Raw genomic sequence first — 19,569 nt, forward strand, 5'->3', positions numbered from 1 at the left:
CCTAACCGATCGCGTCGCCCCTGCGCGCAGGCGTTTGTCGCAAACCGTCGCAGGACCCGCCCTTGCGACAGATTGATACAAAAGACCAGTCCGGCTGACAAACCTGTGGGACATCTGGCTCCCAGATTGATCTCATCGCAATTCCGATCAGGAGAGTCAGAATGAAACGTTCAACCAAATTCGTCCTTGCAGCCGTTGCAGGCCTTGGTGTGGCCGCCGTTGCCGTGCCGGTCATCGCCCAGCAAGCGCAGATGCAGCATGGCGGGTTGATGGGGGATGGCATGGGGATGATGGGCGATGGCATGGGGATGATGGGCATGATGGGTGGCGCCCAAAGCTATGCCATGGCGACCTTCGACACCAACAAGGACGGCACGCTCAGCCCCGAAGAAATGACGGCAGGGATAAAGGCCGAACTCAAGACCTATGACATCGACGCCAACGGCACGCTGTCACTGGAAGAATTCGCCGTGATGCACGCGGTCCATACGCGGCCAATGACCGTGCGCGCCTTCCAGATGCATGATGCCGATGATGGTAACTTCCGACATGGATGTCCTCTCCTTCTGTGATGGCTTCAACAATCATCACATTGGCACATTGCGATGCCGTCAGGAGGGGGCATCCACGCCATCAACAGAGCCCTTTCAGCCCACCAAAGCGTAAGGAGCACGCCATGAACATCGGCGAAGCCGCCAAAGCATCGGGCGTATCGGCCAAGATGATCCGCTACTACGAACAGACCGGCCTGATCCCCGAAGCGGGGCGCAGCGCTTCAGGTTACCGGACCTACACGACCGCCGAGGTGCAGATGCTGCGCTTTGTCCGCCGCGCGCGGGATCTGGGCTTCACGGTCGAGCGGATTGCCGAACTTCTGGCCCTCTGGCGCGACCGGTCCCGCCACAGCGCGGGTGTAAAGCGGCTCGCGCTGTCGCAGGGCGACGGCCTGCGGCGGAAGATTCGCGAAATGGAGGACATGGTGGCTACCCTTGAACACCTCGCCCACGGCTGCAACGGCGATCACCGCCCCGACTGCCCGATCCTTGTGGATCTGGAAGGCGACGCATCGGTCGTCTCGAAAGTCAGCCATACCGGGCAGAACTTCGGGCGTCATTGATTGACGTCGGAGGTCCCCGCAATGACGGCACCGCTGACTTGCGCCAGATCAGTGACACGCCGCCGATCATGGCGCTTTGGTGATCCATCTTGGTTTGGAGGTGCAGATGCCGGAAATCGACCCTTTCTTTCGCCTTGCCGTGGCTCTGGCCATAGGTTTGATGGTGGGGATCGAACGGGGCTGGCAGTCGCGGGAGGCCGAAGACGGCGCGCGGGCGGCGGGGCTGCGCACCTTTGGTCTTTCCGGCCTGTTGGGCGGGATCAGCGGCGCGCTGACCACCCAGCTCGGTCCACAAATCGTGGGCATCGCCTTTCTGGCCTTCACCGCCGCCTTTGGCGCGTTCAGCTGGCTGGAGGCCAGGACCAAAGGCACGGCCAGCGCCACCTCGATGATCGCCGGGATGCTGACCTTTCTTCTGGGGGCCATGGCAACGGTCGGTGATATCACCGTTGCCATCGCGGCGGCAGTCAGCATGACCGTCCTGCTGGCGCTGCGTCTGCAACTGCATTCTTGGTTGGCCGCGATCACATGGGTGGAAATCCGTGCCGGGCTGATCCTGATGGTGATGTCATTCCTGCTGCTGCCGCTGTTGCCGAACCGGGCGATTGACCCCTGGGGCGCGGTCAACCTGCGCGAGGTCTGGCTTCTGGCCATCATGCTGGCGCTGATTTCCTTCGCAGGCTATGTCGCGGTCCGACTGTTTGGCGACCGGCTGGGGATCATTGTGGCTGCGGCGGCGGGCGGGCTTGCCTCCTCGACCGCCGCCACGCTGACCTTTGCCCGGCTGGCGCGGGAACAACCGGGGACGGTCAACCTGCTGGTGGGAGGCATCCTGATCAGCGGGGCAGTGATGCCGCTGCGCGTGGCTGCGATTGCCTCGATGCTGAATCCGGCGCTGCTGCGTCCGCTGGTGGTGCCACTGGCCACGGGGTCGGTCATGCTGGGGGCGATTGCCGGACTGTTCGTGTTCGGCATGCACGGCAAACCTGCCGATCATCCGGCCCCCCGGCTTGCCATCGCGAACCCGCTGGTCGTGGGCACTTCGCTTGCACTTTCCTGCATTATCGTTGGGGTGATGCTGGCGGCAGAGTTCATGCGACAGGTCTGGGGCGATGCAGGGGTGCTGGCGGTGGCGGCCCTGTCGGGCATCGCGGATGTCGATGCCATCACTCTGTCCATGGCGCGCATGGATATGACGGTGCCGCTTGCCACACAGGCGATCTTGCTGGCGGTGGCGGTCAACACGACATCAAAGGCCACCATGGCTGCTTGGGTCGGTGGGCTGGCGGTGGGCCTGCGCGTCGGGCTTGCCAGTGCTGCGGCCCTGACAGCGGCGGGTGCGGCATATTTCTGGCTCGGCTGAGCAGATTTGGCCATTGCAGCAGCAGTATTTTCAGGCCATCGCCGATTGGCTCTGTGCGGCCGCGGTTTCAAGTTGGGAATTTCGCCATCGGCCTGAGAGTGGCGGAAGTATCAGGTCGCACCCGGTCGCGTCGTCTTCGGCTCGCTGCGCCACGCCCAGTCGCGGATTTCCGGCATATCCTGGCCGTGTGCTCGAATGTAAGCATGATGCGCGATCAGCTTGGCCTGCATGAGCTGTTTCAACCCGCTGCCCGGCCCCTGCGCTGCGGGAACCCGCTCCAGCACATCGAGCACCAGATGGTACCTGTCCAGTCCGTTCAGCACCGTCATGTCAAACGGCGTCGTGGTCGTGCCTTCCTCATTATAGCCGCGCACATGCAGATTGGCATGGTTGGTGCGGCGATAGGTCAGCCGGTGGATTGTCCAAGGATAGCCATGATAGGCAAAAATCACCGGTCTGTCGGTGGTGAACAGCGCATCGAACGCAGCATCCGACAGGCCATGCGGATGGACCGCCTTTGGCTGCAACGCCATCAGGTCGACCACATTGACCACCCGGATGTTCAGCCCCGGCAGATGTTCGCGCAGGATGCTGACGGCTGCCAAAACCTCCAGCGTCGGCACGTCGCCCGCACAGGCCATCACCACATCGGGCTCGCCCCCTGCCGGATGCGATGCCCAGTCCCAGATGCCGACGCCAGCCCGGCAATGCACCACCGCCTGTTCCACAGAAAGCCATTGCCACAGGGGCGGCTTGCCCGCGACGATGATGTTGATCCGGTCCCAGGTCCGCAGCACATGGTCGGTCACACAAAGCAGGGTATTGGCGTCGGGCGGCAGGTAAACCCGCACGATGTCCGCCTTTTTGTTCAGCGCCACATCGATGAACCCGGGGTCCTGATGGCTGAAACCGTTGTGATCCTGATGCCAGACATGGCTGGTCAACAGATAGTTCAACGATGAAATCGGCCGCCGCCAGGGAATTGCGCGACTTGCATCCAGCCATTTCGCATGCTGGTTGAACATGGAATCGACGATGTGGATGAAGGCCTCGTAACAGGAAAACAACCCGTGCCGTCCGGTCAGCAGATAGCCCTCGAGCCAGCCCTGACAAGTATGCTCGGACAGGATCTCCAGCACCCTTCCGTTGCGGCCAAGCTGCATATCTTCGGGCAGGATGGTCTCCATCCAGGCCCGGTCGGTGACCTTGAACACATCCTGCAACCGGTTCGAGGTGGTCTCGTCCGGGCCGACAATGCGAAAATTGCGCGCCTCGGCATTGGTCTGCAGCACCGCGCGCAGAAAATCACCCATCACCCGCGTCGCTTCGGCCTTCACCACGCCCGGTTGCGGCACCGCGACCGCACGCTGGCGCAAATCGGGCATGTCGAGCGCCCGGCGCAGTGCGCCGCCATTTGCATGCGGATTGTCGCTCATCCGGCGTTGTCCCGTCGGCGTGGTGGCACGGATCGCGGCCACCGGCGCGCCGTCGGCATCAAACAACTCTTCGGGGCGGTAGCTGCGCAGCCACGCCTCCAGCAGCGCCAGATGCTCGGGGTTGTCGGCCAGACCCGACAGCGGCACCTGATGCGACCGCCAGAAGCCTTCGGTTTTCAACCCGTCCACCTCCTTCGGCCCGGTCCAGCCCTTTGGGGTGCGCAGAATGATCACCGGCCATGTCGGGCGCGGTGTCATCGCTGCCGGATCGGCACGGGCGGCACTCTGGATCGCCCTGATCCGCTGCATCGCATGGTCCAGTGCCGCAGCCATCCGGGCGTGCATGATCGCGGGCTCATCGCCTTCGACAAAGATCGGCTCAAAGCCGTAGCCGACGAACAGCGCCTGCAATTCCGCCTGCGGGATCCGCCCCAGAATGGTGGGATTGGCAATCTTGTAGCCATTCAGATGTAGGATCGGCAGCACCGCCCCGTCATGCACCGGACTGAGGAACTTGTTGGAATGCCAGGCGGCAGCCAGCGGCCCGGTCTCGGCCTCGCCATCGCCGACCACACAGGCCACGATCAGATCGGGATTGTCAAAGGCGGCCCCGTAGGCATGCGACAGCGCATAGCCCAACTCGCCGCCTTCATGGATCGATCCCGGCACATCCGGGGCGGCATGGCTCGGGATGCCGCCCGGAAACGAGAACTGCCGGAACAGCCGCTGCATCCCCTGCGCGTCGCGCGGGATTTCGGGATTCAACTCGCTATAGGTGCCTTCCAGCCAAGTATTCGCCACCATCGCCGGACCACCATGCCCCGGCCCGCAGACATAGATCACGTTCGCATCCTGCAACCGGATGATTCGGTTCAGATGCGCATAGATAAAGCTGAGGCCCGGCGATGTGCCCCAATGCCCAAGCAGACGCGGCTTGACGTGCTCGATCCGCAACGGTTCGCGCAGCAGCGGATTGTCGAGCAAGTAAATCTGTCCCACCGTCAGGTAGTTTGCCGCGCGCCAGTAGGCATCAATGTGCCGCAGATCGGGTTGCGGAAACTGGCTCAAATCGGTCGGCGCAGTAAGGCCATCTTCCATGTACCAGTCCTCTTTGAACGCAACGAGAGTCAGATTCCCGTGCTCAACCGCCCGCGCAGAGTGCACGACCTTCTCTTTCAAACGCCTGGCCCGCTCTGCGGTTCCAGATCAATGTCGTACACAGCGGGATGGCTCCACAGCCCTCGTTTCTGGATAACACGACCAGCAGCTTTGTTTCGGCGCTCGAAATGCCCATATCCGTTTTGAAATCACACTTCACGCCACCCGAAGGATCGTATACCCGATGACATCGCCGCGCGACCTTTCTGTAGCCTCTTACAATATCCACAAAGGCATTGGCACCGATCGGCGGCGCGATCTGGCGCGGACCGTGGCGGTGATTTCCGAGATCGGCGCCGATATTCTGGCCCTGCAGGAGGCGGATACACGCTTTGGCACGCGCACCGGCCTGCTTGATCTGGAGCGTATCCGCCGCGATCTGGGGCTGATCGCGGTGCCGCTGGACGGCGTCGGCGACGCGCATGGCTGGCATGGTAACCTGCTGTTGGTCCGCAATGCGCTGGTGCATGAGGTCCACCAATTGATCCTGCCGGGGTTCGAGCCGCGCGGCGCTTTGGTGACGGATATGCTGATCGACGGGCAGCCGTTGCGGGTGGTCAACGCCCATCTGGGGCTGTTGCCCGGCTCGCGGGCCGCACAGGCGCGCGCGCTGCTGGACAAGCTTGGGAGCCTGGAGGCGCGGCCAACCCTGCTGATGGGCGATCTGAATGAATGGCGTGGCAAAAGCGCGGCGCTGAAAACTCTGGGTGAGCAGTTCATGATCGGGCATCTGCGCCCAAGTTTCCCTTCGCGCTATCCGCTGCTAGCTCTCGACCGGATGATGACCTGCACCCAAGGCGAACTTCTGGATATAGCCACGCATGACAGCCCGCTGGCCCGACGCGCCTCTGACCATCTGCCGATTACTGCCAAGCTGCGGCTGGTACCGCAAACCGCAGCGAGCGTGTGATGACCGCACTTACCCTGCAGATTTTGCTCTGGATTGTCGTTGCCGCAGGTGCGACCGCCATCGCATCCTGGCTGGCGCACCGGTCCTACCGGCGGTTCCTGCGCAAGGCGCGTGGGCCAGCATCAAAGTCGCTTGGCCGTGGGGAGGTTCCGACTAAACTCGATACACTCCTTGATCCGTTGGAGGCCCAGAACCGGGGCCTATCCGGTCTTGCGACGCTGCTCGACAATTCCGACGCTTTCGCCGCCCGCGCGCTGTCGGCGGCGCAGGCGGGGCGCAGCCTCGATCTGATGTATTACATCTGGAACACCGACCTGACCGGCTGGCTGCTGCTTGACGCCTTGGTCGCGGCGGCGGACCGGGGCGTGCGCATCCGCCTGCTGCTGGACGATGTGAACGTGCAGGGTTTTGATCCGGCGTTTCTGGCGCTGACCGGGCATCCGCTGATTGAGGTGCGGCTGTTCAATCCGACGCGCAACCGGGGCCATGTTATTCGCCGTACCGTTGAGATGCTGCTGGGACTGGCGCGGTTCAACCGCCGGATGCATGGCAAGCTGTGGATCGCGGACGGCAGAATGGCGATCATCGGCGGGCGCAATATCGGCGACACGTATTTTGGTGCCCTGGAAGGCGGCACCCGCAACTCGGTTGACGCCGATATGCTGCTGGTAGGCCCAAAAGTGGATGAGGTGGCGGCGACGTTCGACAGCTACTGGAACCTTGGCCTGTCCCTGCCGATCCTTGCCCTTTGGCCCGGGTTCAAGATGAATCTGACCAAGTTCTGTACCCGTATAGCCTGTGAGGTCCGCACCCCGCCATCGCGCCGCTACCTCGCACAGTCGCTGGACGGGCGCACGGCAGAGGCAGTGCTGGCCGGGCGTCTGCACTGGACCGACAAAGTGCTGCTTCTGGCCGACCCGCCGGACAAGGCGTATGGCAACCACTCTGCCCCCTGGATGTCGACCGCCATCGCCGACATTCTGCTCAATGCCCAGACCGAGGTCCGGCTGATCACACCTTATTTCGTGCCCGGTCAGGCAGGAATTGCGGGGTTGACCGAGCTTGCGGCGCGGGGCGTCAGGGTCTGCCTTTTGACCAACGCACTGTCGGCGACGGACATGCTGCTGGTCTATGGCGCATACCGGCGCTACCGGGGTGCGCTGCTGGCGGCGGGGGCTGTGATCCATGAGTTCTCACCCGCGCCAAAGCCGGATCGCAAACGCGATGTGCTGCATTCCAAAGTGTTCGTGATCGACGGAGCGCAGGCCATCGTTGGCTCGCTCAACTTCGATCTGCGCTCGGCCTTCACCAACACGGAGTTGGGCCTGTTATTCGAGCACCCCGCGCTGGTGGCGGACATCAGCCAGATGATCGACACGCTGAGCGCCCCCGATCAGGCTTACGCCGTATCGCACAGCCAGCACGCGCTGCGCTGGACAATCACCCGCCCCGGTCTGCCAGCGGTGATGTTGGTAGAGCCCGAGGCGAGCAGGCCGCAGCGGGCGATTTCATGGCTGGTCGGGCTGTTGCCGATTCAGGCGTACCTATGATGTCAGCTCCGCTCAAACTGACACCGCGAATTCGGTCATCATCCCAGTGGACAGATGCGGCATGTGGTGACAGTGCAGCATCCAACGCGCCGCCTCTCCGGCATCTACCGCCACTGTGACCATCGCCATCGGCGGCACCTGCACCGTGTCGCGCATCGCCCCGGCAAAGCGTTTGCCGTTGATCCCCACCACCTGGAACGTATGGCCGTGCAGGTGCATCGGATGCGCCATCATTGACATGTTGTGGAATGTGATTTCGACCCGCTGCCCGGATCTGGCGCTCACCGGGGTGTGATTGCCCCAAGTCTGCCCGTTGATCGTCCACAGATAGGGCTGCATCGACCCGCCCAGCATCAGCAACGCGGCGGTGTCGGCGGGACGCTCCGCCAGCGGAGCCTTGGCGCGCAATGACGCCTCCTGTGACAGATCGCTGTCGAATGCCGCTGCTGCCGTCTCGCCCATGCCTGCCAGTTTTTCAATCGCGCTCCCGGTGGTGGCCAATATGATCCCTGTCCGCTCGCGCGCGCCTTCACGCAAGGCCAGCACCGGAAACGCCCCCTCACCTTTCGGCAGGTCCAGTTCGATATCCAGCCGCTGCCCCATCGCCAACCCAAAGCGACGACCGGGCAAAGGCTGCACCTCGTGCCCGTCCACCGCGACAAGCCGCCCGTCGACCGCACCCGTATCGATCCAGAACACCGTGGCGGCAGCGGCGTTGATGACGCGAAGCCGCACCCGCCCGCCATTTTCCACCCCGATCACCTCGGGATCATTCAAGGTGCGGTCATTTGCCAGATAGGCGTCAAAGTTGAAATCGTTTAGGTCCATCGCCATGCCCGGCATATCCATGCCCACCATCGCATCGGGCGCAGGGGTCGCGGCACCCATGTCCATACCGGCCATGCTGCCATCACCGCCGGTGATTTCGGCCAGAACCTCGGCGGCGGGGCGGAAGCTGAAGTCGTGCAGGAACAGGACCACTTCCTGCCGGTCGGCCCTCAGATCGGCGGCACTGCGCACGATCAAAGGGGCGGCCAGCAGCTGCATTTCCTGCACAGGCACATGGCTATGCATCCAATACGTGCCGGGCATCGGTTCATAGTCAAACTCCCGCACCTCGTCGGGCTTCAGCATCGGCAGCGGAATATCCGGCACGCCGTCCTGTGCATTAGGCGGGATCTGGCCGTGCCAGTGGATGATGGTATCCACGTCCAGTGAGTTGGTCAGATCAACCCGGAACCGCGCCCCAGGGTCCAGCGTCAGACCAATGCCGCCCTGCGCATTGACCAGCCCCCAGACGGTCGCCGCTCTCCCGTCAATGTCCAGCGTGCGGCTGGTGGCACTCAGCAACATCGGTGTATGGTTAGCCGCCCAAGCTTGGCGTGGCAGGCCGATGCTTGCAACTGTCAGCGCGGTTGTGGCGATAAAACTGCGGCGTGTAAGCGGCGTAGTCATGATGTACTCCTCTGGGCTCGGCACGCAGAAGCATGACGGGTAGACCGGTTGAGCGCCTTGATCTGGATCAGGGCTGCACCACCGCCCTTGGGGTGCTCATGCGGACTTTGCCAAATTGATTGCACCACCTGATGCAGATCAACGACGTCTGACGCCCAATTTGATTTGTTTGATGGATCAAACAGGAGCGCACAATGAAACGGATATTACTTCTCTCCCTCTACGCGGTCGCCAGTTTTGGCCTCGCAGCGCCGGTCGCAGCCCAACAGGCAATGATGGACGGACAGGATGGCATGATGGGCGGCAGCATTATGTCGGGCATGAACAGCTATGCGATGCGCATGTTCGATGCCGACAAAGACGGCACCCTGACGCCCGAAGAGATGACCGCCGGGATGCAGGCCGAGATCAAGACCTATGATACCGACAGCAATGGATCGTTGTCGCTCGCGGAGTTCGAAGCCATGCACGCCGCCCACACCCGGACCATGATGGTCCGCGCCTTCCAGATGCATGACGAAGACGGCGACGGTCAGGTGACGGAGGCCGAAATGGCGACAATGGCCGCAATGATGAAGATGATGATGGCCGGGTCAAAGGACGGGCGGGGCACGCATGGCGCAGGCAACGGTGACATGACGGACGGCAACTGACACTTTCGCGGGCCTTTTCGCAAAGCAAATGGGCTGGCAGCCAACCGGATAGGATAACCGATGATGAACGGCTATGGGATGGGATTTGGCGGCATCTGGATGATCCTTGTCATTGTCCTCGTGGTCCTCGCCTTTTTCGCTTTGGCAAAGTATCTCCAGAAATAGCGGGGGGGAAACTTGATGAGTTATACGATTGACTGCCGGATTCCGGGTGCCGCGTTTGGCGACGTGGACAGCCGCACTCACGCCGCGCTGGCCGCAAACTGCTTTGGTGTGCTGACCGAAATCGATGTGATGGCAACGATGAAGAAAAAGATCGGCGTGGAGATGCACATACCGCATCCTCGGGGCCTGCAACCCGCAAATGGCCTACGAGGCCATCGGGATGGAGCCACGCGTCGGCGCGATGCTGCCCTGCAATGTCATTCTGCCCGCGGTCGATGGCTCGGTTCCGGTCAGTGCGGTTGGTCCTGTTGCCTCGATGCGGGCGATTGATAACGAAGGGCTGCACGCGGTGGTGGGGCAGGTCCGCGACCTTATGGCGCGGGCTGTCGCGGCAATCTGAGGTGCATCACCAGTGCCCCGGCTCGCCCGAAATCTGGTGCGATAGCAACATGGGTGTGCGAGCATGACCGACCGGAGCCAGCGCGATAGTTCGGGCTCAGCCGCCGCGCCCGTCAGGGTCATCCTGCCCGTGCTGATGCTGGCGGTGTTCACGATCTCGGTCGGGTTCGGGATACTGCTGCCGCAACTACCAGCGCTGATCGAGCGGTTGCTGGGCGTTGGTAGCACGCCTGCACAGGTGTCGCGCGCTACCGGGCTGCTGACGGCGATTTACATGCTGGCGCTGTTCATCTGTGCTCCGGTCTGGGGCTGGCTGTCGGATCACTGGGGCCGGCGGCGTGTGTTGCTGATCGGCCTCGCTGGTTTCAGCGCCACCATGTTCGCCTCCGCCTTATTCGAGACGCTGGCAGCGGTCTATGTTGAACGCGCCGTCAGTGGTGTGTTCGCGGCAGCGATCACACCGGTGGCGCTTGCCACCATCACGGATTTTTCGCCGGACAAGGGGAAACTGGGGCACAGACTTACATTCGTATCAATGGCGGGCATTTCTGGCTTTCTGTTCGGTCCGACGCTGGGGGTGGTGTTGTCGCGCTTGGCGGACGGGGCTGGGGGTGCTGCCGGGGCATTGACCGTGCCGCTTCTGGCAACCGGCGCGCTGGCGCTGGTGGCCGCAATTGCGGTCGCGATGTCGTTGCCGGGAAGGATCATACCGGCGAACAGACCCACCGCAGCATTGGGGCCCACCCCGGCACCCCGGCTGATGTGGCAATTGCTGATCCTCGGATTTGTGGTGTCCGCCGGGGTTGGTGCGTTCGAAGTCGGTCTCGCCCTGCGCGGAAAGCAGGAGCTGGGCCTGACGCCGGTGCAGATTGCCGCGATGTTCACGACCTGTAGTCTGGTGATGATCGTGGCGCAGGCCGCCGTGTTTTCGCTGGTCAGGCCAGAGTTAACCCGCTGGCTGTTGGCACCTGCCTTTGGGGTTCTGGCAGTGGGGCTGTTCGCAGTGCCGCTGGCGGGGAATTTTGCGCTAATGCTGGTGGTGACTGGCGGTGTAGCGGCAAGTGCGGGAATATTATCGCCGATCCTGACCTATTGGATTGCGGCAGAGGCGGGGCATAAATCTGGTGCCGAGCTGGGCAAGCAGACCTCGGCGGCGAGCCTTGGTGCGGCTGTGGGGTCAGCGGCGGGCGGGCTTCTGTATGATGTGACGTGGCTGCCCAACCCCGCGTTCGTATTGACGGCCGGCGTGGCACTGCTCGCCGTCTGGCCAAGCCTGCGCTTGCCAGGGCAGCTGATGCCAAAAGGAGGCACAACCCCACGCGCCTGAACCCGCGGCAGTTTACGAATCAGCGGGTAGCTTCGCCACAATTCGTCCGAGGTGCGTGATCAGACGATCAGAACTGGCGCAAAGCCGCCGCCGGGGGTTCTGAAATTCGTGGTCTGGCCCTGATAGATACGCGCGGCCACCAGCAGAGGCTTGGCTTCATATGTGTAGAGCCGCACATCTACCTTGCGGGCGGTCGGCACGCCGTCCAGCCGGATCATCCGCTGGCTGGGCGCGGCCAGCGCCTGCGCCACATAGTCAGCACGCGCGATGTCGGCCCAGACCGATTTGGTCAGCTTGTCACCACGATAGACCGCCTTGCCGCCGTGTCCTGAAACCGGCTTGAAAAACAACTGCCGTCGGCTCTGCCATAGGTCATCGGCGGTTTCTGGCGTGACCATCCGGGTCCGCGGGATGGATTGCAACCGCTCTGCCAGCGCCGGAGCAACACCAAGGGCGGTCATTGCGGCAATATCTGACAGCACAGTTAAATTGCGTTTATGCGCCATCAGTGCGTGGTTGTGCGGGTTGGGCGTCAGCACCACCGCACCCGACTGATAGGCGTCACGCAAGGCCACATGACCCGGCTCGGCCAGCGCGAAATCCACCAGCCGATTGTAAACCAGATCAACAGGCAGACCCTCCAGCCAAAGCCCGTTGTCGCGGAGGGTCAGCGCCTGAGGGTCGCAGATCACCGCGTCGATGCCGTGCTGCATCAGCATCTGCTGGGCCAGCACGAATTCGGGATACAGGTATTGATCTTTGGGTGCGTCATCGACAATGGCGATACGGCGCAGCGGGGCCGCACCACGCTGCCTCCGCCATTCAGAGCGGAACATCGCAATCACCGCAGCCTCGAATCCGGCGACCAGGCTGTCATCCGCAACCTGCACCCGCCCGACGCAGCACAGCGTCTGCGCCTGTGCCAGCAGTGCATTCAGAAACGCGCCGCCAGCGTTGGTGTTAACCTCGATCAGTTTCGGACCGTCATCGGACAGATGGAAATCATAGCCCATCAGCGCGCCTTTTGGTCCGTGATTGGGTTGCGCAATCTGGGGTGCCCAGCCAAGGACGGCAGTCCGATATGCCGGGCTCTGCGCCACCTCTTCGATGGCGGCCACGATATCTTGCATGGCGAGCAAGGTGGCGGCAGGCAGAAACACCGGAACGTTGGAAAAGAGATGCGGCTGATTGGCCGCGATGCGGTCCCGGAATCCCGGCTCGCCCGATGCGGTTTCCAGTGCCCGCGCCAGTTCGCGCTGATCCAGAGTGATGCAGGAGCAGGTCTGGTTCAGGTCCTGGGGGCCTTGGGCCGACGAGGCAGTTGGCACGGATTGAACGGCGTCAGGCATCTGCTCTCCTTTGCGGCGTTGTCATCAGATTTTGCGCCTGTTGCACCGCCGATACCACATCACGGCGCAATCGCGCCACTTTGCAAATGCGCGTCAGCATAGTCGAAGACGATCTCGCCGTCCGGCTGTGCCAGATGCTGGTACTTGTCCGGGCAATCGACACGCGACATCAGATGGCGGATCACGTTCAACCGGGCCAGTTTCTTGTCATCGGCTCGCACAACATGCCATGGCAGATCGTCGCTGTGGCTGCGCGCGAACATTTCGTTACGTGCTGCTGAATAGTCGTCCCAGTGGCGCAACGCAGTCTTGTCAATCGGGCTGACCTTCCATTGCTTGAGCGGATCGACGCGGCGGTCATCCAAGCGGCGTTTTTGCTCGGGTTTCGAGATGTCGAGATAGTACTTGAACAGTTGCGTGCCCGAGCGGACCAGCATCCGTTCGAACTCCGGCACGGATTGCAGGAAGTCTTCATGCTCGGCCTTGGTGCAGAACCCCATCACCGGCTCGACACCGGCCCGGTTGTACCAACTGCGATTCATCAACACCATTTCGCGGGTTGCGGGCAGTTCGGCAACGTAGCGCTGAAAATACCAGGTTTGCATGTCCCGGTCCGAGGGTTTGCCAAGCGCCACGACCCGGGTGTCGCGCGGGCTGAGATGTTCGGTGATCCGCTTGATCACCCCATCCTTGCCCGAAGCATCGCGGCCTTCGAAAATGATCAGAATCCGCAGGTTGTTCTTGATCAGATGCCGTTGCAGCTTGACCAGTTCGATCTGCAATCCGCGCAGGGCGGCCTGGTAGTCTTCCGGCTCGGCCGTTTCGGTCTTTTTCGATTTCTTGCTCATCTTCCAGATCCTTCAGGCATCTGCTGCGGCGTCGCCAATTTGCGGATGGCGAAGCGCTCACGCGCCGCGCAGGCTTGTGGTCGCCGGGTGCAGGGCGAACATTCTCTCGGCTGATAAGCCCGCCTCATTGAACCTCCCGCTGCGCAACGGCAACCCCGTCCGCCACCCTGTCGTTGGGATGCAGGATAACTTCGTCCGCTGCGACCAGACCCGACAGCACCTCGGCGACGCGTTCGTTGCGGTGGCCGAGTTCAACGACCGCAGTTCGGGCACGGCCATCACGAAGCGCAAACACCGCCCAGTCATCGCCCTGGCGGAACAGCGCCGCGACGGGCACGGTCAGGGCACTTGCCGTATCCCAGAGGCTGATATGAACGATCACCCGGAAGTCGTTGCCAAGCGTTGACCAATCCTGCGGCGGGTCAACAAGGTCGATCACGGTGCGGACGCGCATTTCCTCAATTCCAAGCGCAGAGATTTTGACAAACCCGTTGGGCTCGACCCTGACCACGGTGCCTTTGAGCGGTGCACCGCCCCATCCGTCGATCATGACGGCGGCGCCAGATTTCACCTTGACCGCATCGGTGGAAAGCAGGTCGGCCACGATCTCCAGATCGGTCGGATCGCCGATCTTGAGGAGTGGCGTTCCCGCTTGAACGATACCTTCGCTCTCCTGGCTGATCGCCAGCACCACGCCGCTCGCCGGCGCGCGCAGCTTGATGCAGCAGTCCGGATCGCCGGGCGCAGTCGCCGATGCCGGATCAAGTCGCGCCCGCGCTGCATTGACCTCGCTGCGGCGCACCTCAAGTTGGGCTTTTGCGCTTGCCAGCCCGGCTTCATTCACCGCGACATCCGTCCTAGCCACCTCAAGCGATTTGGCTGAGCCGACGTCCGTGCTGCTGAGTTTTTCGGCGCGCGTGAGATTGTCACGGGCAAGTTGCAGGGTCGCTGCCATCCGCATCACCTCTGCCTCAGCCAGTTGGACCGCCGCATCGGCAGCCGTTGCAGCCGCCTCGAGTTCCTGACGCGACCGGACATCGATCAAGGGCGGCGGCATCGGTTGCAGGACGGCGACGACGGTTTCTCCGGCGATCACACGGTCGCCGACATGCACCGACATTTCGCCCGGTGCGCCGTCGGGGCTGGCGATTCTGAGGACGGTGCCGGTGACCGGCGCAGTCACCGTGTAGACGTGCCGCAAATTGGTTCGTGCCTCGTCGTCAATCGTCACCTCCATGGGTCCGAGTGTCGCGGTGGCGAGGTCAACCGGCACCGGCCGCGGCCACACGAACCAAGCCACCGCCGCGACCGCGACGACCACGCCTAAAGACCAGAATGCGCGCTTGAGCCAGACCATTTTTCAATCCCGCGTTTTGAGGACAGCGACAAGGTCGAGCCAGTTGACCCGCCTTGCAACGATAAGTGCCGACAGCGCAGCGGCGAGGAGAATGATCGCGCTGGCAATGACATAGGTGAGGTTCTGCATGATCATGGGAACCCGCATGAGCTCGCCCGCAAGCCGCGTTTTCATGACCCATGCCAGGCCATAACCCATCAGCCAGCCCGGCGGCTGGGCGATCAGGGTCAGGAAGGTCAGCTCAAGCAACAGGATCCTGATCGTCTCCCACCGGGTGAATCCAAGGACGCGCAGGCTGGCCAGTTCTCTTGCCCGTTCCGACAGACTGATCCGCGCGCTGTTGTAGACGATGCCGACAGCGATGATCGCGGCGAGGTTGGTGTAGATCGCCGCCATCGTGGTGATCGTCACCGCGAGGGTGCTGCGGAAATTGGCAAGGGCGGTCTCTTTGAGCGCCACTCCGGCGACGGCGGGTGTCCCTTTGACGACCGCATAGAGCTGGGCGACCCGGCTTTGGTCCAGACTTACGTTCACCGCATTGACGCTTGGCGCCTCTCGCAGCAACCTGGCCAAGGCGTCAGCGTCCATCATCGCCCTGATGCCAAAGTAGTCCTCGACCAGAGCGGCGATTGGCAGCACCACCGTCCTGCGGTCGCCTTCCAGAAGGTCGACTTCCACGCTGTCGCCCACCCGGGCACCGAGGACGCCCGCAAGGTAACTTGAGATTGCCAGACCCGATTCCGGCAGGATAACGGGTCGCAAGTTTGTGTCGATGATGCGGCTCAGATCAGCATTCCGGCCACGGCCACTCAGCATGACGCGCCGTTCGACGCTGCCGTGTCGAATACGAATGGACACTTCGCGCACCGCCTCGGCGGCAAGAACTCCGGGAAAGCGGGCAACTTGCAAGACGGCATTGGCGGGCTGCTTCGCGACAAACCCGATGGTTGCGTCCTGACGGTCGGCCATGAAGTAGGTCACGTCGACCAATTGCTCGATTGCATTTCCGGTGAACAGGGAAACGATGAGGACCGCCGTGGCCAGCGCGATGCCGAATGCAGTCATCGCTGTGCGCAGCGGTCGCTGCCACAATCCGCGCACCATCATCATCAACCCAGGCTGCGCGGTGAATCGGGGGGGCGAAGGCAGGAACTCAAGGAAACGGCGAAAACGTGGTGGCGCTGCCGCTTGCATCGCGACCGCCGGGGGAAGCACGACCGCTGTCCGGATGGCGCGAGAGGCCCCGAGACCGGCGGCGACGAGACTGAGGATGGCTCCGAGCGCGTAGAGGTCGGGGTTTTTGGCAAACACCAGGAACGGAAACTGATAGAAAGTGCCGAAGAGCCGGGTGACAATGACGCCCAGCCAGGTGCCAGCGACGCTGCCGACGATTATACCAGCAGCGGCAATGACGAGGACAAACTTCAAATAATGCCCGGCAATCGCGCTGTTGCGATAGCCCAGGGCCTTGAGCAGGCCGATCTGCTCGCGCTCCAGCGAAATCAGGCGGCTCAGCACAAGGTTCACCAGGAACGCGGTCACCAGCAGGAAGATCGGCGGAATCGTGGTGCTCATGTTCCGCAGCATGTCGAGCCCATGCTCCAGAAAGGCGTGCGAGGTCTGATCCTTTCGCCCGTAAGCCGCGCTGCCGCCATAGCGGTCGAGCACCGCATCAAGCCGGTCGATGACCTGCGCTTCCGAGGCATCGCGCAAGAGCGTGACCGAGACCGAAGAGATTGCTCCGCTGAGGCCGTAGGCGCTGGCAAGGGCGCGCTCGGGCATCCAGACCACCGCGAACCGCCAGTTGTCGGGCATGCGGTCGCCGGGGCCTATCGCATAGATGAACTCCGGCGACAACGCGGTACCCGCGATCACCAGTTCTCGCCTCTTGCCGTTGAGGATCGCTGAGAATGTGTCTCCCGGCGCAAAGCCATGCGCCTGCGCGAACCCGCCGCTGACGACGACTTCACTGTCGCTCAGAGGGTCGGGCAACCGCCCCTCTTTCATGTAGAGGCGGTTGAGATCCGGCTCGCCCTGAGCGGGGAGGGAGATGAACAGTCCGCTCGCGGGTTCGGCAACGTTCGAGATATCCAGCAAGGCGAGTTTGGCGATGCGGCCGTCCGCCATCGCCACGCCGGGAATAGCTGCGATTTCGTCCAACACGGATCGCGGCGCGCGCGGCATGTTGGCGAAGACATCGGCGAACTGGTAGCGCTCGTAATAGGCAGCTCGCGTTTCATCGAGCGACCGGAACGACCCCACCGACATCACCAGGCTGGCCACACCGCCCGCAATGACCAGCCCGATGGCAACCGCCTGCGGCCACATTCGGCGAAAGTCCCGCAGAAGTTTGAGGTCGAGCATCCGCATCATCGGTTACCAGACCAGATCGGCGGCGCGCCGCCGCGTGGCGTTGCGCTGGATACGAGAGATGTTACCATCGGCGAAAAAGAACACGCGGTCGGCCACATCCTGGATGGTGGCATTATGGGTGATGATGAGTGTTGTGGTCGAAAGCTCGGCGCTCACCTTCAAAAGCGCCTCGATGACAAGGACGCCGGTCTTGGAATCAAGCGCTCCGGTGGGTTCGTCACACAGCAGAACCTCGGGACGCTTGGCAATAGCGCGGGCAATCGCCACCCGTTGCTGTTCGCCGCCCGACAATTCCGCCGGGAAGTGGTGCATCCGGTTCTCCAGCCCGATCATAGCCAGAGCATCCTGCGGGCGCATCGGGTTTGTCGAGATCTCGGTGACCAGAGCGACGTTCTCCAATGCGGTGAGGCTGGGGACCAGGTTGTAGAACTGGAAGACAAATCCCACGCTCTCCCGGCGGTAGCGCGTCAGATCGCGCTCGCGGAGCTTGGTCAGGTCGATGTCCTTGAACCGAAGATCACCGCTGGTCGCGGTGTCAATACCTCCGACGATGTTGAGAAAGGTCGATTTGCCGCTGCCGGACGGGCCAAGCAGAACGACGACTTCCCCTGCGCCCACCTCAAAGTTGACGCCCCGAAGGGCGCGCACTTCCACATCCCCAGACGCATAGGTCTTGGTCAGATCCTTTGCGGCGAATACGGGTGGTGCCATGTCGTATGTCCCTTACATTCCTTGGCGCGGTGCAAAAGTCAAAGTTCGCTCTTCTGATCCTGTCTCGGCACCATGGCAGCCCAACCCAGGTCCTTGCCGATGCGTTTGCGCAGCGCTTCGGATTGCTCGGGCTCGCCATGCACAATGAATATCTTGCGCGGCGCCGCCTTGACACCCGACAGCCAGCGCATGAGTTCGTTGCTGTCGGCATGGGCCGAAAGCGCGGAAAGATTCTCCACCCGCGCGCGCACCGGAATCCATTCGCCATGGATTTTGACCTCTTTGGCACCCTGCACCATATCACGCCCCCGCGTTCCCGCCGCCTGAAAACCGGAAAACAGGATGGTGTTGCGGCTGTCGGGCGCGAAGGCCTTGATATGATGCAGAACCCTTCCTCCGGTTGCCATGCCGCTGGCCGAGATGATGACTTTGGGAAAGCGGTTCGCCGTCAATGCCTTGGATTGCTCGACGTCCCGCACATAGGTCGCAATGCCGCAGGCGTCTCGGCAGACCTGTGACGAAAGCTTAAGATCGCCCGGATGGGCGCAAAGCAATTCGCTGGCGTTGATCGCCATCGGACTGTCCAGAAAGATCGGCACATCGCGCAGCCGACCGGCCTGCCGCAGCGACCACAGGTGATAGAGCAGCGACTGCGCCCGACCGACCGCAAAGGCCGGGATCACCACCGTTCCGCCGCGCGCCGTGGTCTGTTCGATGACCGCGCCGAGTTCCTCCTGCGGGGCCACAGGGGGATGTTCGCGGTCGCCGTAGGTGGATTCCATCACGACATAGTCAGGCGTGATGCCCGACACCGGATCGGGCAGCATCGCGTCGTCATAGCGACCGATGTCGCCGGAAAACAGCACGGTCTTGCCGGACCAGTCGACCTCGACCGTGGCAGCGCCAAGGATGTGGCCCGCGTGACGGAAGCACAGTTTGGCACCGAACCGAGTGGTGAAGGGCTGATCGAACGCGATGGTGCGGAACAGCGCCAGTGCCCGTTCGGCATCCTTGACGGTATAGAGCGGCTGTGCCGGCTTGTGCTTGGTAAAGCCTTTGCGGTTGGCGTAATCGGCGTCCTTCTCTTGCAGATGCGCGGAATCGGCCAGGATCAGCGCGGCGACATCCTTGGTCGCCGGGGTCGCGTAGATGGGACCATGAAACCCGTCCCTGACCAGTTTCGGCAGATAGCCGGTATGGTCGAGATGGGCATGGGTCAGGACGATGGCGTCGATCGAGGACGGCGGGATCGCAAACGGCTCCCAGTTCAGATCGCGCAGGTTCTTCAGCCCCTGGAACAGGCCGCAATCGACCATGAGCCTGTGGCCTTCACTTTCCAGAAGATGCTTGGAGCCGGTGACCGTGCCCGCGCCGCCTAAAGATGTGAATGTCAGCATG

The 19,569-nt window shown here is 62.6% G+C and carries 15 protein-coding genes and 1 pseudogene; 8 read left to right on the forward strand and 8 right to left on the reverse strand.

The window, feature by feature from the left end:
* Nucleotides 1-161: 161 nt before the first annotated feature.
* The 3 genes from Q7V03_RS22795 (at nt 162) to Q7V03_RS22805 (ending at nt 2,480) form a co-directional block, all read left to right on the forward strand.
* Nucleotides 162-572: an EF-hand domain-containing protein gene (locus Q7V03_RS22795; RefSeq protein WP_304927876.1), complete on the forward strand. Its 411-nt coding sequence runs from the start codon at nt 162-164 to the stop codon at nt 570-572.
* A 104-nt stretch (nt 573-676) separates the two neighbouring features.
* Nucleotides 677-1,117 carry a Cu(I)-responsive transcriptional regulator gene (gene cueR, locus Q7V03_RS22800; RefSeq protein WP_304927877.1) on the forward strand — a complete coding sequence of 147 codons (441 nt, stop codon included), beginning with the start codon at nt 677-679 and terminating at the stop codon, nt 1,115-1,117.
* Nucleotides 1,118-1,223: 106 nt separating this feature from the next.
* Nucleotides 1,224-2,480, forward strand: a complete 1,257-nt coding sequence (locus Q7V03_RS22805) for a DUF4010 domain-containing protein (protein ID WP_304927878.1) — start codon at nt 1,224-1,226, stop codon at nt 2,478-2,480.
* Between the two features lie 110 nt (nt 2,481-2,590).
* Here the strand turns inward: Q7V03_RS22805 and Q7V03_RS22810 are convergent, their stop codons facing one another.
* Nucleotides 2,591-5,014: a phosphoketolase gene (locus tag Q7V03_RS22810; RefSeq protein ID WP_304927879.1), complete on the reverse strand. Its 2,424-nt coding sequence runs from the start codon at nt 5,012-5,014 to the stop codon at nt 2,591-2,593.
* A 244-nt stretch (nt 5,015-5,258) separates the two neighbouring features.
* Here Q7V03_RS22810 and Q7V03_RS22815 point away from each other — a divergent pair, with 244 nt between their 5' ends.
* Nucleotides 5,259-5,984, forward strand: coding sequence for an endonuclease/exonuclease/phosphatase family protein (locus Q7V03_RS22815; protein WP_304927880.1), 726 nt, complete (start codon nt 5,259-5,261; stop codon nt 5,982-5,984).
* The gene (locus tag Q7V03_RS22820) at nt 5,984-7,534 is read left to right on the forward strand and encodes a phospholipase D family protein (protein WP_304927881.1); all 1,551 of its coding nucleotides are present in this window, start codon (nt 5,984-5,986) and stop codon (nt 7,532-7,534) included. Before Q7V03_RS22815 ends, Q7V03_RS22820 begins: the two co-directional genes overlap by 1 nt.
* Before the next feature lie 12 nt (nt 7,535-7,546).
* On the opposite strand, the gene Q7V03_RS22825 is transcribed toward Q7V03_RS22820, so the two are convergent.
* Entirely contained in the window at nt 7,547-8,989 is a 1,443-nt protein-coding gene (locus Q7V03_RS22825; protein WP_304927882.1) for a multicopper oxidase family protein, read from the reverse strand.
* 194 nt (nt 8,990-9,183) lie between these two features.
* On the opposite strand from Q7V03_RS22825, the gene Q7V03_RS22830 reads away from it, so the two are divergent.
* The 3 genes and pseudogenes from Q7V03_RS22830 (at nt 9,184) to Q7V03_RS22840 (ending at nt 11,533) form a co-directional block, all read left to right on the forward strand.
* Complete coding sequence (locus tag Q7V03_RS22830) at nt 9,184-9,642, forward strand: calcium-binding protein (RefSeq protein ID WP_304927883.1); 459 nt, start codon at nt 9,184-9,186, stop codon at nt 9,640-9,642.
* A gap of 180 nt (nt 9,643-9,822) precedes the next feature.
* Nucleotides 9,823-10,207: pseudogene (locus Q7V03_RS22835) on the forward strand (DUF302 domain-containing protein).
* Nucleotides 10,208-10,270: 63 nt separating this feature from the next.
* Entirely contained in the window at nt 10,271-11,533 is a 1,263-nt protein-coding gene (locus tag Q7V03_RS22840; RefSeq protein WP_304927884.1) for an MFS transporter, read from the forward strand.
* Nucleotides 11,534-11,592: 59 nt separating this feature from the next.
* On the opposite strand, the gene Q7V03_RS22845 is transcribed toward Q7V03_RS22840, so the two are convergent.
* From Q7V03_RS22845 to Q7V03_RS22870, 6 genes are all read right to left on the reverse strand, one after another.
* Nucleotides 11,593-12,882, reverse strand: a complete 1,290-nt coding sequence (locus Q7V03_RS22845; protein ID WP_304927885.1) for a hypothetical protein — start codon at nt 12,880-12,882, stop codon at nt 11,593-11,595.
* A 59-nt stretch (nt 12,883-12,941) separates the two neighbouring features.
* On the reverse strand, nt 12,942-13,730 hold the full coding sequence (gene ppk2 / locus Q7V03_RS22850) for a polyphosphate kinase 2 (RefSeq protein ID WP_304927886.1): 789 nt from the start codon (nt 13,728-13,730) through the stop codon (nt 12,942-12,944).
* Between the two features lie 124 nt (nt 13,731-13,854).
* Nucleotides 13,855-15,087 carry an efflux RND transporter periplasmic adaptor subunit gene (locus tag Q7V03_RS22855; protein WP_304927887.1) on the reverse strand — a complete coding sequence of 411 codons (1,233 nt, stop codon included), beginning with the start codon at nt 15,085-15,087 and terminating at the stop codon, nt 13,855-13,857.
* A 3-nt stretch (nt 15,088-15,090) separates the two neighbouring features.
* Nucleotides 15,091-17,457 (reverse strand): ABC transporter permease, encoded by a 2,367-nt coding sequence (locus tag Q7V03_RS22860; protein ID WP_304927888.1) that lies wholly within the window; start codon nt 17,455-17,457, stop codon nt 15,091-15,093.
* A gap of 6 nt (nt 17,458-17,463) precedes the next feature.
* Nucleotides 17,464-18,171, reverse strand: coding sequence for an ABC transporter ATP-binding protein (locus Q7V03_RS22865; RefSeq protein ID WP_304927889.1), 708 nt, complete (start codon nt 18,169-18,171; stop codon nt 17,464-17,466).
* A 38-nt stretch (nt 18,172-18,209) separates the two neighbouring features.
* Nucleotides 18,210-19,568: an MBL fold metallo-hydrolase RNA specificity domain-containing protein gene (locus tag Q7V03_RS22870; RefSeq protein ID WP_304927890.1), complete on the reverse strand. Its 1,359-nt coding sequence runs from the start codon at nt 19,566-19,568 to the stop codon at nt 18,210-18,212.
* Nucleotide 19,569: the final 1 nt, after the last annotated feature.

It is taken from the genome of Cypionkella sp. (assembly GCF_030652235.1).
Lineage (GTDB): Bacteria > Pseudomonadota > Alphaproteobacteria > Rhodobacterales > Rhodobacteraceae > Cypionkella.

Bases quoted from the DNA above. Each gene is read 5' to 3' on its own strand.
- Q7V03_RS22795 (WP_304927876.1), top strand. From the start codon at position 162: ATGAAACGTTCAACCAAATTCGTCCTTGCAGCCGTTGCAGGCCTTGGT.
- cueR (WP_304927877.1), top strand. From the start codon at position 677: ATGAACATCGGCGAAGCCGCCAAAGCATCGGGCGTATCGGCCAAGATG.
- Q7V03_RS22805 (WP_304927878.1), top strand. From the start codon at position 1,224: ATGCCGGAAATCGACCCTTTCTTTCGCCTTGCCGTGGCTCTGGCCATA.
- Q7V03_RS22810 (WP_304927879.1), bottom strand. From the start codon at position 5,014: ATGGAAGATGGCCTTACTGCGCCGACCGATTTGAGCCAGTTTCCGCAA.
- Q7V03_RS22815 (WP_304927880.1), top strand. From the start codon at position 5,259: ATGACATCGCCGCGCGACCTTTCTGTAGCCTCTTACAATATCCACAAA.
- Q7V03_RS22820 (WP_304927881.1), top strand. From the start codon at position 5,984: ATGACCGCACTTACCCTGCAGATTTTGCTCTGGATTGTCGTTGCCGCA.
- Q7V03_RS22825 (WP_304927882.1), bottom strand. From the start codon at position 8,989: ATGACTACGCCGCTTACACGCCGCAGTTTTATCGCCACAACCGCGCTG.
- Q7V03_RS22830 (WP_304927883.1), top strand. From the start codon at position 9,184: ATGAAACGGATATTACTTCTCTCCCTCTACGCGGTCGCCAGTTTTGGC.
- Q7V03_RS22840 (WP_304927884.1), top strand. From the start codon at position 10,271: ATGACCGACCGGAGCCAGCGCGATAGTTCGGGCTCAGCCGCCGCGCCC.
- Q7V03_RS22845 (WP_304927885.1), bottom strand. From the start codon at position 12,882: ATGCCTGACGCCGTTCAATCCGTGCCAACTGCCTCGTCGGCCCAAGGC.
- ppk2 (WP_304927886.1), bottom strand. From the start codon at position 13,730: ATGAGCAAGAAATCGAAAAAGACCGAAACGGCCGAGCCGGAAGACTAC.
- Q7V03_RS22855 (WP_304927887.1), bottom strand. From the start codon at position 15,087: ATGGTCTGGCTCAAGCGCGCATTCTGGTCTTTAGGCGTGGTCGTCGCG.
- Q7V03_RS22860 (WP_304927888.1), bottom strand. From the start codon at position 17,457: ATGCGGATGCTCGACCTCAAACTTCTGCGGGACTTTCGCCGAATGTGG.
- Q7V03_RS22865 (WP_304927889.1), bottom strand. From the start codon at position 18,171: ATGGCACCACCCGTATTCGCCGCAAAGGATCTGACCAAGACCTATGCG.
- Q7V03_RS22870 (WP_304927890.1), bottom strand. From the start codon at position 19,568: ATGCTGACATTCACATCTTTAGGCGGCGCGGGCACGGTCACCGGCTCC.